The sequence below is a fragment of the Streptomyces sp. AK02-01A genome (genome assembly GCF_033795305.1).
In the GTDB taxonomy this organism is placed as follows: Bacteria; Actinomycetota; Actinomycetes; order Streptomycetales; family Streptomycetaceae; genus Streptomyces.
Genome location: NZ_JARBAE010000083.1, coordinates 1 through 12,929 on the forward strand (window position 1 = coordinate 1; position 12,929 = coordinate 12,929).

Consider the following 12,929-nt stretch of genomic DNA (forward strand, 5'->3'; position numbering starts at 1 on the left):
GGCAAGGGTCAGATCTTCGTCAAGGGTGAGGTCATCAAGACCGTGCCGGAGTCGAAGATCGTGGAGACCCTGATCGAAGAGGCGTTGAAGATCGCCGAGCAGATGGAGAAGGACGGCGTCTCCTCCGGCGAGCCCGAGGTCTCGGTGAGCTGACCTGCTCCGTACCGGCCCGCGCGGCCGGCGGCGAGGTGACGGGTCCCGCGGCCACCGCCCTCCGGGCACCGGCTCGGGACCCGCTGCCGGCGGCGGCGGAGAGGGCCTCGGATCCACAGGCCGCCAGACCGGCAGGTACAGTGCGGAGAATCAACAGACCGCATGATGAGGCCCCCTCGTGTTGACGCAGACCACCACCCGGGTCCTCGACCCCGGCGAACTCGGCGCGGCGCTCGCCATTCTGGAGAGCGAGCCGGTCGCCAACGCCTTTGTGACATCGCGTGTTCAGGCCGCCGGACTCGACCCCTGGCGCCTGGGCGGCGAGATGTGGGGCTGGTACGCGGACGGGCGGCTGCGCTCGCTCTGTTACTCCGGGGCCAATCTCGTCCCCATCTGTGCCACTCCCGAGGCCGTGCGCGCCTTCGCCGACCGCGGCCGCAGAACCGGCCGCCGCTGCTCCTCGATCGTCGGTCCCGCCGAGGCCACCGCCGAGCTGTGGCGGCTGCTGGAGCCCAGTTGGGGCCCGGCCCGCGAGGTCCGCGCCAACCAGCCGCTGATGGTCACCGAGCGGGTCCCCGCCGCCGTCGCGCCCGACCCGCTGGTACGCCGGATCCGCAAGGACGAGCTGGAACTGATCATGCCGGCCTGCGTGGCGATGTTCACCGAGGAGGTCGGCATCTCGCCACTCTCGGGCGACGGCGGACTGCTCTACCAGGCGCGCGTGGCCGAACTGGTCGGCGCGGGCCGCTCGTTCGCCCGGATCGAGGACGGCAGAGTCGTCTTCAAGGCCGAGATCGGCGCGGCCACCTCGCGCGCCTGCCAGATCCAGGGCGTCTGGGTCGATCCCGAGTACCGCGGCAGGGGCCTCTCCGAGGCGGGCATGGCAGCCGTCGTACGGTACGCGCTGGCCGATGTCGCACCGGTGGTGAGCCTCTACGTCAACGACTACAACACCCCTGCCCGCGCCGCGTACCGACGCGTCGGTTTCCGCGAGGTGGGCGCCTTCATGAGCGTGCTCTTCTGAAAGTAGGGTTCGGCTCATGCTGAGCATCCCCGGGGACGACCCCCGGACCCCCGGTGTACAGGTAGGGCCGGTCGATCTCGCCGCACGCGTCGACGAGGCGCTCGCGGTGCAGGCCCTCGCCTTCGGGCTCAGCGACGACGAGATCGGGGTACGCCGTCATATCGTGCTCCGGCATCTCACGTATCCGGGCTGCCGCGCCCTCGGCGCGACCACCGAGGCCGGCCGGCTCGTCGGGTTCGTGTACGGCCTGCCGAACGAGCGCGCCCACTGGTGGTCCACGGTCGTCGAACCCCATCTGCGCGCCACCGGCTCCGATGGCTGGCTCGACGACTCCTTCGTGATCACCGAGCTGCATGTCCATCCCGGGTTCCAGGCGCGGGGCATCGGCCGCGCGCTGATCACCTCCATCACGGACACCGCCGCGCAGCCGCGGTCGATCCTGTCCGCGATCGACACGGAGAGCCCGGCCCGGCGTCTGTACCGCGCGCTCGGATACGAGGACCTGGCCCGCCAGGTCCACTTCCCGAGCGCATCCAAGCCGTACGCCGTGATGGGCGCCCCGCTCCCGCTGCGCCGGCCCCGCTGACACCCTTACTGATTTCCGCCTGCCGGTGCGGCCCGGCTAACCTCCAGGCATCAGCCGAGAGAACGCAGGAGTACTCCCCATGTCCCAGGTCCAGCGCATGTCCCGTTTGATGGTCAAGACATTGCGCGACGACCCGGCGGACGCCGAGACCCTCAGCCACAAGCTGCTCGTCCGCGCCGGCTATGTCCGCCGCACGTCGGCCGGTATCTGGAGCTGGCTGCCGCTGGGCAAGAAGGTCCTCGACAACGTCTCGCGCGTCGTCCGCGAGGAGATGGACGCGATCGGCGCGCAGGAGGTGCTGCTGCCCGCGCTGCTGCCCCGGGAGCCGTACGAGGCGAGCGGACGCTGGGAGGAGTACGGCGATCTGCTGTTCCGCCTCAAGGACCGCAAGGGCGCGGACTATCTGCTGGGCCCGACGCACGAGGAGATCTTCACCCAGGTCGTCAAGGACCAGTGCACGTCCTACAAGGACCTGCCGGTGATGCTCTACCAGATCCAGACGAAGTACCGCGACGAGGCCCGGCCGCGCTCCGGTGTGCTGCGCGGGCGCGAGTTCCAGATGAAGGACTCGTACTCCTTCGACACCACGGACGAGGGCCTGGCCGAGTCCTACGCGCTGCACCGTGCGGCGTACCAGAAGATCTTCGCCCGTCTCGGCCTCGACTTCCGGATCGTGTCGGCGGTCTCCGGCGCGATGGGCGGTTCGGCCTCCGAGGAGTTCCTGGCGCCTGCCGCGGCGGGCGAGGACACCTTCGTGGACTGCCCGGCGTGCGACTACGCGGCCAACACGGAGGCCGTGACCTTCGTCGCGCCGCCGGTCGAGAGCACCGAGCACGGGCCGGTCGAGGAGCTGGACACGCCCGGCACACCGACCATCGAGACGCTGGCCGCGCACCTCGGAGTGCCCGCCTCGGCGACCCTGAAGAATCTGCTCGTCAAGGTCGACGGCGAGATCACCGCGGTGGGCGTCCCCGGTGACCGAGAGGTGGACCTCGGCAAGCTCGGCGAGCATCTCGCGCCCGCCGTGGTGGAGCTGGTGACGGCCGAGGACTTCGAGGACCGGCCGGATCTCGTCCGGGGCTATGTCGGCCCGCAGGGCCTCAAGATCCGCTATATCGCGGACCCACGTGTGGCGCCCGGCACCGCCTGGGTCACCGGCGCCAACAAGCCCGACACCCACGCGCGCAATGTCGTGGCCGGACGGGACTTCGAGGTCGACGACTACCTGGACGTGGTCGTGGTCGAGGCGGGCGACCCGTGTCCCGCCTGCGGTACCGGCCTCAAGCTCGACCGCGCGATCGAGATCGGCCACATCTTCCAGCTCGGCCGCAAGTACGCCGACACCTTCCAGCTCGACGTGCTGGGCCAGCAGGGCAAGCCGGTGCGCGTGACCATGGGCTCGTACGGCATCGGTGTCTCGCGCGCCGTGGCGGCCCTGGCCGAGCAGACGGCCGACGAACAGGGTCTGAGCTGGCCCCGTGAGATCGCTCCGGCGGACGTCCATGTCGTGGCCGCGGGCAAGGCGCTCCAGACGGAGCTGGCGCTGGACGTCTCCGAACAGCTCTCGGCGGCCGGCCTGCGCGTGCTGGTGGACGAGCGCCCCGGCGTCTCGCCGGGCGTGAAGTTCACCGACGCCGAACTGATCGGCGTTCCTCACATCCTGGTGGCGGGCCGCCGCTCCGCCGAAGGCGTGCTGGAACTGAAGGACCGCCGCACGGGCGAGCGCGAGGAACTGACGGTCGCGGAGGCGATCGCCCGCCTCACGGCCTGACGGTCTCCGAGGACGCCACGAGGCCCGCGCCACCGGCGCCGGGCCTCGTAGCCGTGACCGCCGGCGTCCAGGTCCGGATGTGCGAGGACATGTCCCGGACGTGTTCCTACAGCCAGCCGGCGAACTCCAGCAGGAGCTCCGCGGTCTGGCGGCGGCCCGCGTGCAGAGTGCGGACGCCCGCCTCCACCGCGCGGAAGAGGGTCCAGCCGCGCAGCCGCTCGCGGTCGAGGTCCAGGGAGTCGGCGAGTCTGTTGACGCGGCGGCGTGCCGACGAGGCGCCGGAGGACGCGGCCACCAGATCCTCCACCCGGTCGCGGGCCAGCCGGGCCAGATCGTAGGCGCGCTCGCCGACCAGCGGTTCCGGGCCCACCGCCAGCCACGGGGCGCGGTCGCCCGCGAGGACCTTGCCCTGGCGGAAGGCGCCATGCAGGAGCAGCACCTCGGCGGCGGGGTCGGCGCAGAGTTCGTCGCGCGCCGCGAGGGCCGCGGCGACGAGCGGTGCCAGAGTCTCGTCGGACGTCGTCCGCAGCGCCGCCGCCTGGCGCGCGGACCTCTCGGCGACCGTCTCGAAGCCGTGGTCCACGGGCGGGTCGACCCACAGCCTGCGTACCGTGCCGGCCGCTTCGAGGAGCGCCTTCGCCTCGGGAAGGGAACGCAGCGACACCTCGGGATGCAGACGTTCCAGCAGCAGCTCGTCCTCGGCGGCGTCGAGCAGCTCCACCGCTCCCCAGCCCTTCCAGTGCGCCAGCGCCGCCCGCTCCGGCGACGTGGCGGCGAACGGCGGGGCGATCTTGAGCGCGGCGGCGGAGCCGTCGGGCCGGCGTCCGAGCACCATCAGACTGCTCCGGCCGCCCGGCGCCACCACCCGTTCGACGCGCAGCTCCCGCCGTGCGACCGCCTCCGCGGCGATCCCGGGCAGCTTTCCGAGCCAGTCGGCGGCGGCGTCCCCGTACGTCTCGCCGAGCGTGCGCACCAGACGCTGCGGCGGTTCGAAAGCCATACCCGCGTTGTTCCCTTTCAGAGCCCGAGGGCTCACGCGCGCTCGGCGAGCCCAGGAAAGGCTACGCCGCTGCTTCCGCGCCAGCGCACCGCGCGTACCGCCGCCTCCCGCAGCGCGCCCGCCGCCTCCCGCCGCAGCGGCCCTTCGGCCGCGCGGACGAGGTCGGAGTAGACGTCCGCGATGCGGTCCTCCAGACCGGCGGCGAGCCGCACCGCGGCGGCGGCGTCCGGCACCGGGAACGGCAGGGCGTACGCGGCGGCGGCCGCCGCCGGCTTCCCGCCCAGATCCCGCACGGTCCGCGCCAGCGCGTCGCGGCGGGCCCGGTGCCCGGCGTGCGCGTCGGAAGCCTCGCGCCGCCGCGCCGCGCCGACGCGTCCGCCGACGACTCCGTACCCGTACACAGCGGCGTGCTCCGCCGCGAGTGCGGCCTGCGCGGCGGCCAGCGCACCGGTGCTCACGAGCGGGATCCTTCCGTCAGCAGATAGGCGTGGGCGGCGCTCGCGGCGGCGAGGGAGGCCAGCAGCCGGGCCAGTTCCGGAGGCGCTTCCATCAGCGCGGCGGTGTGCGCGTCGGCGGTACGGCGCTCGGCTGCGGCCAGCGCGCGGAGCGCCTCGGCCGGGTCGTCCGCGACAACCGACGAGCCCCGGGCGGCCGTTCCGGCGGAGGCGGTGGAGACGGCGGGTGACGGCGTCCCCGGCCGGGTCTCCGGGGACAGCGCCGACACATGCCGCGCCACAGCCGCACGCAGCGGCGTGAGCTGTCCGCTCCGGTCCGGATGCCGCTTCAGCACCGCGTCGTACCGGCCCAGTAACTCCCGGCTGGTCCCGGCGGAACGCAGGCGCAGCGCGCTCTCGGCACGGGCCGCGGCGCCCGCCGGGCCTCCGGACGTGTGCCCGTCCGCCGTATCCGTCGAGCAGGCGGTCAGCAGACCGGCCGTCGCGGCACCCGCGGCAATGAGCGCGTGTCTCCGTGTCTTCCCCGTGCGCCCCACGCGTCTCTCCTCGGGACTCGTGATGATCTTCGCAGGCGAGCGTACCTGCGGGTCACTCGCGGGTGGACGGCAACACCCCTTGGGACCGGATACCCTTTGATCTGACACACGACGATCCCACAACAGCACACGCGGCCGAGGAGTCACCCGGATGAGCACCACCCAGAGCGAAAGGCTCCGCGGACTGCTGGAACCGCTCGTCGCCGCGAAGGACCTGGATCTGGAAGAGATCGAGGTGTCCCGGGCGGGCAGGCGCCGTGTGCTGAGAGTCGTGGTGGATTCCGACGACGGCGTGGACCTCGACGAGTGCGCCGAGCTCAGCCGCACCATCTCCGACAAGCTCGACGAGACGGACGCGATGGGCGAGGACGAGTACCAGCTCGAAGTCACCTCTCCCGGAGCCGAGCGCCCGCTGACCGAGCGCCGCCACTATCTGCGTGCCGTCGGCCGGCTGGCCAGGCTCCAACTGCACGAGGGCGGCGAGCTGGTGGCCCGCGTCCTCGGTGTGGACGACGAGGGACTCGACCTCGAAGTGCCGGGCGTGAAGGGGCGCAAGCCCACCGCCCGCCGGATCGCCTTCACGGAGATCGCCAAGGCGCGCGTGGAGATCGAGTTCAACCGCAAGGACAAGAAGGAAGAGGAGGCGTAGCCGTGGACATCGATGTGAAGCTCCTGAAGGGCTTGGCACAAGAGAAGGAGATCCCCTTCGATCTGCTGGTCGAGGCGATCGAATCGGCCCTCCTCATCGCCTACCACCGCACGGACGGCAGCCGCCGGCACGCCCGTGTCGTGCTCAGCCGGGACAACGGTCATGTCACGGTGTGGGCCAAGGAGGACCCGGCCGATCTGGACGAGGGGCAGGAGCCCAAGGAGTTCGACGACACGCCGTCCGACTTCGGCCGGATCGCCGCGACCACGGCGCGCCAGGTCATCCAGCAGCGGCTGCGGGACGCGGAGAACGACGTCACCTTCGGTGAGTACGCCCGCCGCGAGGGCGACGTGGTCGCCGGGCTGGTCCAGCAGGGCAAGGACCCCAGGAACGTCCTCGTCAAGCTGGACGACAAGCTGGAGGCCATCCTTCCGGTGCAGGAACAGGTGCCGGGCGAGGAGTACACGCACGGTCTGCGGCTGCGTACCTACGTGGTCCGGGTGGCCAAGGGTGTGCGCGGTCCTTCGGTGACCCTGTCCCGTACCCACCCCAATCTGGTGAAGAAGCTCTTCGCGCTGGAGGTCCCGGAGATCGCGGACGGTTCCGTCGAGATCGCCGCCATCGCCCGTGAGGCCGGCCACCGCACCAAGATCGCCGTACGGTCGACCCGCTCCGGTCTCAACGCCAAGGGCGCCTGCATCGGCCCGATGGGCGGGCGGGTACGCAATGTCATGGCCGAGCTGCTCGGCGAGAAGATCGACATCGTCGACTGGTCGGACGACCCGGCCGAGATGGTGGCGAACGCGCTGTCGCCGGCCCGGGTCAGCAAGGTCGAGGTCGTCGACCTCGGTGCCCGTTCCGCGCGGGTGACCGTGCCGGACTACCAGCTCTCGCTGGCGATCGGCAAGGAAGGCCAGAACGCCCGCCTCGCCGCGCGGCTCACCGGCTGGCGCATCGACATCCGCCCGGACACGGAGCAGGCGGACGACGAGGGCGACCGCGACCGTGAGCGGAGCGGCGACCGCGCGGGTGACCGGGACCGCGACCGCGGTGCGGCGCGCGGCGGCGACGTCCGTCGCTGACACCGGCCGGACATGACCGGCGGCGGCCGCCGCGGTGGCCCCGCCGGATCCCGGAGCCGATCTTTTTGGCCAGTGAGTGTTCGAATCTTGCCCCGAACGGGTGAGGTCGGCGCGGGGAGGTAGACTTGAACATGTCTGGCCGGACGAGCGACCGAAGCTGCCCTGAGCGAACATGCGTGGGGTGCCGGGAGCAAGCGGCCAAGAGCGAACTGCTGCGCATCGTGGTGGTCGATGGACAATGTGTTCCCGATCAACGCGGTACGCTGCCCGGCCGGGGTGCGTATATGCACCCCGCCTTGGTCTGTTTCGATCTGGCGGTCCGCCGCCGGGCGTTCCCCCGGGCCTTCCGGGTCCAGGGACCGCTCGACAGCGCGGAAGTGCGCCGGGCCGTTCAGGCAATCACAGAGCAAGCCGCACCGTAAGAAGAAGTACGGCACGGGACCCCGTGCGGTTCAGGTACCTCGCGAGTTGGAAGTAGGTCGAGATTGCGATGAGCACTCGATGAGTACGCGATGAGTACGCCCATGAAGTAGCGACGGTCCGGCGGTAACCCGGACCTAAAAGGAGCGAAGTGGCTAAGGTCCGGGTATACGAACTCGCCAAGGAGTTCGGCGTGGAGAGCAAGGTCGTCATGGCCAAGCTCCAAGAACTCGGTGAATTCGTCCGTTCGGCGTCCTCGACGATCGAGGCGCCGGTTGTACGCAAACTGACTGATGCCCTGCAGGGCCCCGGAGGCAATGGCGGCAAGACCGCCGCCAAGCCCGGAGCGCCGCGCAAGGCGACCCCCGCCAGGCCTGCCGCGCCCTCTCCGGCGCAGGCGGCCCGTCCCGCTGCCCCCAAGCCCGGTGTCCCGGCTCCCAAGCCGGCCGTCGCCGAGGCCCCCAAGAGCAGCACCCCCTCGGCCGCGCCGAGCCCCGGACCGCGTCCGGCCCCGGCCGCGCCGAAGCCTCCGGCCGCGGCGAAGCCCGCGCCCGCCGCTCCGGCCGTCCCGGAGTTCACCGCGCCTCCGTCGGCCCCGGCCGCCGGTCCCCGGCCCGGTGCGACCCCCGGCCCGCGTCCGTCCAACCGTCCTACGGGCGGCCAGGGCGATCAGCGTCAAGGTGACCAGCGCCAGGGCGATCAGCGCCAGGGTGACCAGCGTCAGGGTGACCAGCGCCAGGGCGGCCGCTCCGGCGGCGCACGTCCCGGCCAGGCCCCGCGTCCCGGTGGCAGGCCCGCGGGCCCGCGTCCGGGCAACAACCCCTTCACCTCGGGTGGCTCCACCGGTATGGCGCGCCCGCAGGCGCCTCGTCCCGGCGGCGCTCCGCGTCCCGGCGGCCCCGGTGCCCCGGGTGGTTCGCGTCCGCAGGGCGCCGGTCAGGGCGGTCCCCGTCCCGGTGCCGGTGCCGGTGGTCAGGGCGGACGCCCGACCCCCGGTGGCATGCCGCGTCCGCAGGCTCCCCGCTCCGCGGGCGGCCCCGGCGGTGGCCCCGGTGGTAACCGTCCGAACCCGGGCATGATGCCGCAGCGTCCCGCGGCCGGTCCGCGTCCCGGTGGCGGCCCCGGCGGTGGCCGTGGTCCCGCGGGCGCCGGTCGTCCCGGTGGCGGCGGTGGCGGTCGTCCCGGTGGTGGCGGCGGCTTCGCCGGTCGTCCTGGTGGCGGTGGCGGCGGTGGCTTCGCCGGTCGTCCCGGTGGCGGCGGTGGCGGTGGCGCCCCCGGTCGTCCCGGTGGCGGCGGCGGTTTCGGTGGCGGCGGTGGCCGTCCCGGCTTCGGCGGACGTCCGGGTGGTCCCGGTGGCCGCGGTGGCACACAGGGCGCGTTCGGCCGTCCCGGCGGGCCCGCCCGTCGTGGCCGTAAGTCGAAGCGGCAGAGGCGCCAGGAGTACGAGGCCATGCAGGCCCCGTCGGTCGGCGGAGTGATGCTGCCTCGCGGCAACGGACAGTCCGTCCGCCTGTCGCGCGGTGCGTCCCTCACCGACTTCGCGGAGAAGATCAACGCCAACCCGGCGTCGCTCGTCGCCGTGATGATGAACCTCGGCGAGATGGTCACTGCCACGCAGTCCGTCTCCGACGAGACCCTCCACCTGCTCGCCGGCGAGATGAACTACGTCGTCGAGATCGTCAGCCCGGAGGAGGAGGACCGCGAGCTGCTTGAGTCCTTCGACATCGAGTTCGGCGAGGACGAGGGCGGCGAGGAGTTCCTCGTGTCCCGTCCGCCGGTCGTCACCGTCATGGGTCACGTCGACCACGGTAAGACCAGGCTGCTGGACGCGATCCGCAAGACGAACGTCGTCGCGGGCGAGGCCGGCGGTATCACGCAGCACATCGGTGCGTACCAGGTCGCCACGGACGTCAACGGTGAAGAGCGCAGGATCACCTTCATCGACACCCCGGGTCACGAGGCGTTCACCGCCATGCGTGCCCGTGGTGCCAAGTCCACCGACATCGCGATCCTGGTGGTCGCGGCCAACGACGGTGTGATGCCGCAGACGATCGAGGCGCTCAACCACGCCAAGGCCGCGGACGTCCCGATCGTCGTCGCCGTCAACAAGATCGACGTCGAGGGCGCGGACCCGACCAAGGTGCGCGGTCAGCTCACCGAGTTCGGTCTCGTGGCCGAGGAGTACGGCGGCGACACCATGTTCGTCGACATCTCCGCCAAGCAGGGTCTGAACATCGACAGCCTGCTGGAGGCCGTGGTCCTCACCGCCGATGCCTCGCTCGACCTCCGGGCCAACCCGGAACAGGACGCGCAGGGTATCGCCATCGAGGCGCACCTCGACCGTGGTCGCGGCGCCGTCGCCACCGTGCTCGTCCAGCGCGGCACGCTGCGCGTCGGTGACACGATGGTCGCCGGTGACGCGTACGGCCGAGTCCGGGCGATGCTCGACGACAACGGCAACAACGTCGACGTAGCGACTCCGTCGACGCCCGTCCTGGTCCTGGGTCTCACCAACGTCCCCGGCGCCGGCGACAACTTCCTGGTCGTCGACGAGGACCGCACCGCACGGCAGATCGCCGAGAAGCGTGCCGCCCGTGAGCGGAACGCGGCCTTCGCCCGCAGGGGTGTCCGGTTCTCCCTGGAGAATCTGGACGAGGCCCTCAAGGCCGGCCTGGTGCAGGAACTCAACCTCATCATCAAGGGCGACGCGTCCGGTTCGGTGGAGGCTCTTGAGTCCTCGCTGCTCCAGCTCGACGTCGGCGAAGAGGTCGACATCCGGGTCCTGCACCGCGGTGTGGGTGCCGTGACCGAGTCGGACATCGACCTGGCCATGGGCTCCGACGCCATCGTGATCGGCTTCAACGTGCGCGCCGCGGGGCGTGCCGCGCAGATGGCCGAGCGCGAAGGTGTGGACGTCCGGTACTACTCGGTCATCTACCAGGCGATCGAAGAGATCGAGTCGGCCCTCAAGGGCATGCTCAAGCCGGAGTACGAAGAGGTCGAGCTCGGTACGGCGGAGATCCGCGAGGTCTTCCGCTCGTCCAAGCTGGGCAACATCGCGGGTGTTCTCATCCGCTCCGGCGAGGTCAAGCGGAACACCAAGGCCCGGCTCATCCGCGATGGCAAGGTCATCGCGGAGGACCTCAACATCCAGGGTCTGCGCCGCTTCAAGGACGACGTCACCGAGATCCGCGAAGGCTTCGAGGGCGGTATCAACCTCGGAAACTTCAACGACATCAAGATCGACGACGTCATCGCGACCTACGAGATGCGCGAGAAGCCGCGCGGCTGACACGCGTGAACCGGTCCGGGGCCGGTCGACGGGAGGTATTTCCGTCGATCGGCCCCGGCCGCTGCGTGTACGGTTCTTGTGTTCCTGCCAAGCGCTGGCAGGCGTCTGAACCCGTACCGGCGGGACATCCGGACATGCATGTATGTGGGGACGCTGTCCTTCGATCTGCTCCTCGGCGACGTACGGTCGTTGAAGGAGAAACGCTCCGTCGTCCGGCCGATCGTCGCCGAGCTCCAGCGTAAATTCGCGGTGAGCGTGGCGGAGACCGGCGACCAGGACCTCCATCGCAGGACCGAGATCGGCCTGGCGGTGGTCTCCGGGGACTGGACGCATCTCACGGACGTACTCGACCGCTGCGAGCGCATGGTCGCCGGTCATCCCGAGGTGGAGCTGCTGTCCGTACGCCGACGGCTGTACGGCCACGAAGACTGACCTGCCAGACAAGAAACCCAGAAGGAAGAGTGACGGACCGGTGACCGACAACGCGCGGGCCCGCAAGTTGGCCGATCGCATCCAGGTCGTGGTCGCGGAGACCCTGGACCGCCGTATCAAAGACCCGCGACTGGGCTTTGTGACCATCACGGACGCCCGTGTCACCGGCGACCTGCGGGAGGCCACGGTCTTCTACACGGTCTACGGCGACGAGGAGGAGCGCGCGGCGTCCGCCGCGGCCCTGGAGAGCGCCAAGGGCGTCCTCCGCTCCGAGGTGGGCCGCCAGACCGGCGTCCGCTTCACGCCCTCCCTGGCGTTCGTTCCGGACGCCCTGCCCGACAACGCCCGCACCATAGAGGATCTCCTCGACCGGGCGCGCGCCAAGGACGCGGAGGTACGGGAGGTGTCGACCGGCAAGGCGTACGCGGCCGGTGCCGACCCGTACCGCAAGGCCGAGGACGAAGCCGAAGCCGCCGCCGCCGACGACACGGACGGCGCCGCCGCGGAATGACTCAGCAGACCAGGACGCCCGACGGGCTTGTCATCGTGGACAAGCCGTCGGGCTTCACCTCGCACGACGTCGTCGCCAAGATGCGCGGGATCGCCAGGACCCGGCGCGTCGGCCACGCGGGCACACTCGACCCCATGGCGACGGGCGTTCTCGTCCTCGGCGTGGAGCGGGCCACCAAACTCCTCGGACATCTCGCACTGACCGAGAAGGAATACCTCGGCACCATCAGGCTCGGCCAGGACACCGTCACCGACGACGCGGAAGGAGAGATCACCTCCTCCACCGACGCCTCGGCGGTGAAGCGGGAGGCCATCGACGCCGGCATCGCCGCGCTGAGCGGCCCCATCATGCAGGTGCCGTCGAAGGTCAGCGCCATCAAGATCGACGGCAAGCGGTCGTACGCGCGCGTGCGCGGCGGTGAGGAGTTCGAGATCCCGGCCCGGCCGGTGACCGTCTCGTCGTTCCGGCTCTACGACGTCCGCGAGGCCGTCGCGGACGACGGCACGCCGGTCCTCGACCTGGTCGTCTCCGTCGTCTGCTCCTCCGGTACGTACATCCGAGCCCTCGCCCGTGACCTCGGCGCCGGGCTCGGCGTCGGCGGCCATCTCACCGCACTGCGCAGGACCCGGGTCGGCCCGTACGCGCTGGACGCGGCGAGGACGCTCGACCAGCTCCAGGAGGAGCTGACCGTCATGCCCGTCGCGGACGCGGCAGCGGCGGCGTTCGCGCGCTGGGACGTGGACGAGAAGCGGGCCAAGCTGCTGCTCAACGGCGTACGGCTCGACATGCCCGCGTACGACTCCGGGCCGGTCGCGGCGTTCGATCCCGAGGGCCGCTTCCTGGCCCTCGTCGAGGAACAGAACGGGAAGGCCAAGAGCCTCGCCGTCTTCGGCTGAGGCCGGCCCCATCGTGGAGCGGCCCGGCCCGCCGGGCCGCTCCACGATCCCCCTCCCCCTTTACCACACCCCCGGCCCCCCAGACACAAAGAGCACACCGTTTGCCATCTCCTTTTTAAAAA

At 71.2% G+C, this 12,929-nt stretch carries 13 protein-coding genes and 1 pseudogene; 11 read left to right on the forward strand and 3 right to left on the reverse strand.

Annotated elements, in window-relative coordinates; translation table 11 throughout:
- The 4 genes and pseudogenes from PV679_RS35160 to PV679_RS35175 all read left to right on the forward strand — a co-directional run.
- A pseudogene (locus PV679_RS35160) lies at nt 1-153 on the forward strand (4-hydroxy-3-methylbut-2-en-1-yl diphosphate synthase); the annotation flags it as partial.
- Nucleotides 154-334: 181 nt separating this feature from the next.
- Nucleotides 335-1,177 carry a GNAT family N-acetyltransferase gene (locus PV679_RS35165; RefSeq protein WP_319685345.1) on the forward strand — a complete coding sequence of 281 codons (843 nt, stop codon included), beginning with the start codon at nt 335-337 and terminating at the stop codon, nt 1,175-1,177.
- Between the two features lie 16 nt (nt 1,178-1,193).
- The gene (locus PV679_RS35170) at nt 1,194-1,763 is read left to right on the forward strand and encodes a GNAT family N-acetyltransferase (RefSeq protein WP_319685322.1); all 570 of its coding nucleotides are present in this window, start codon (nt 1,194-1,196) and stop codon (nt 1,761-1,763) included.
- Between the two features lie 79 nt (nt 1,764-1,842).
- A complete protein-coding gene (locus PV679_RS35175) occupies nt 1,843-3,534 on the forward strand; it encodes a proline--tRNA ligase (protein WP_319685324.1) in 1,692 nt (563 codons plus the stop codon).
- A gap of 106 nt (nt 3,535-3,640) precedes the next feature.
- Here PV679_RS35175 and PV679_RS35180 read toward each other — a convergent pair whose 3' ends face one another.
- Genes PV679_RS35180 through PV679_RS35190 form a run of 3 tightly spaced genes read right to left on the reverse strand, consistent with a single transcriptional unit; the run spans nt 3,641 to nt 5,525 of the window.
- On the reverse strand, nt 3,641-4,534 hold the full coding sequence (locus tag PV679_RS35180) for an aminoglycoside phosphotransferase family protein (protein ID WP_319685326.1): 894 nt from the start codon (nt 4,532-4,534) through the stop codon (nt 3,641-3,643).
- A gap of 32 nt (nt 4,535-4,566) precedes the next feature.
- Complete coding sequence (locus tag PV679_RS35185; protein WP_319685329.1) at nt 4,567-4,992, reverse strand: ferritin-like domain-containing protein; 426 nt, start codon at nt 4,990-4,992, stop codon at nt 4,567-4,569.
- Nucleotides 4,989-5,525 carry a hypothetical protein gene (locus PV679_RS35190; RefSeq protein ID WP_319685331.1) on the reverse strand — a complete coding sequence of 179 codons (537 nt, stop codon included), beginning with the start codon at nt 5,523-5,525 and terminating at the stop codon, nt 4,989-4,991. The genes PV679_RS35185 and PV679_RS35190 overlap by 4 nt, the downstream gene beginning before the upstream one ends.
- Nucleotides 5,526-5,676: 151 nt before the next feature.
- On the opposite strand from PV679_RS35190, the gene rimP reads away from it, so the two are divergent.
- The 7 genes from rimP (at nt 5,677) to truB (ending at nt 12,807) form a co-directional block, all read left to right on the forward strand.
- The gene (rimP, locus tag PV679_RS35195) at nt 5,677-6,174 is read left to right on the forward strand and encodes a ribosome maturation factor RimP (protein ID WP_319685333.1); all 498 of its coding nucleotides are present in this window, start codon (nt 5,677-5,679) and stop codon (nt 6,172-6,174) included.
- 2 nt (nt 6,175-6,176) lie between these two features.
- Nucleotides 6,177-7,256: a transcription termination factor NusA gene (nusA, locus tag PV679_RS35200; protein WP_319685336.1), complete on the forward strand. Its 1,080-nt coding sequence runs from the start codon at nt 6,177-6,179 to the stop codon at nt 7,254-7,256.
- A 131-nt stretch (nt 7,257-7,387) separates the two neighbouring features.
- Nucleotides 7,388-7,678, forward strand: a complete 291-nt coding sequence (locus PV679_RS35205; RefSeq protein ID WP_319685347.1) for a YlxR family protein — start codon at nt 7,388-7,390, stop codon at nt 7,676-7,678.
- 149 nt (nt 7,679-7,827) lie between these two features.
- On the forward strand, nt 7,828-10,968 hold the full coding sequence (gene infB / locus PV679_RS35210; protein WP_319685338.1) for a translation initiation factor IF-2: 3,141 nt from the start codon (nt 7,828-7,830) through the stop codon (nt 10,966-10,968).
- A 138-nt stretch (nt 10,969-11,106) separates the two neighbouring features.
- Nucleotides 11,107-11,400: a DUF503 domain-containing protein gene (locus PV679_RS35215; RefSeq protein WP_319685341.1), complete on the forward strand. Its 294-nt coding sequence runs from the start codon at nt 11,107-11,109 to the stop codon at nt 11,398-11,400.
- Nucleotides 11,401-11,440: 40 nt separating this feature from the next.
- Complete coding sequence (rbfA, locus tag PV679_RS35220; RefSeq protein WP_319685342.1) at nt 11,441-11,911, forward strand: 30S ribosome-binding factor RbfA; 471 nt, start codon at nt 11,441-11,443, stop codon at nt 11,909-11,911.
- Nucleotides 11,908-12,807, forward strand: a complete 900-nt coding sequence (gene truB, locus PV679_RS35225) for a tRNA pseudouridine(55) synthase TruB (protein ID WP_319685343.1) — start codon at nt 11,908-11,910, stop codon at nt 12,805-12,807. The genes rbfA and truB overlap by 4 nt, the downstream gene beginning before the upstream one ends.
- Nucleotides 12,808-12,929: the final 122 nt, after the last annotated feature.

Bases quoted from the DNA above. Each gene is read 5' to 3' on its own strand.
- PV679_RS35170 (WP_319685322.1), top strand. From the start codon at position 1,194: ATGCTGAGCATCCCCGGGGACGACCCCCGGACCCCCGGTGTACAGGTA.
- PV679_RS35175 (WP_319685324.1), top strand. From the start codon at position 1,843: ATGTCCCAGGTCCAGCGCATGTCCCGTTTGATGGTCAAGACATTGCGC.
- PV679_RS35180 (WP_319685326.1), bottom strand. From the start codon at position 4,534: ATGGCTTTCGAACCGCCGCAGCGTCTGGTGCGCACGCTCGGCGAGACG.
- rimP (WP_319685333.1), top strand. From the start codon at position 5,677: ATGAGCACCACCCAGAGCGAAAGGCTCCGCGGACTGCTGGAACCGCTC.
- PV679_RS35205 (WP_319685347.1), top strand. From the start codon at position 7,388: ATGTCTGGCCGGACGAGCGACCGAAGCTGCCCTGAGCGAACATGCGTG.
- PV679_RS35215 (WP_319685341.1), top strand. From the start codon at position 11,107: ATGTATGTGGGGACGCTGTCCTTCGATCTGCTCCTCGGCGACGTACGG.
- truB (WP_319685343.1), top strand. From the start codon at position 11,908: ATGACTCAGCAGACCAGGACGCCCGACGGGCTTGTCATCGTGGACAAG.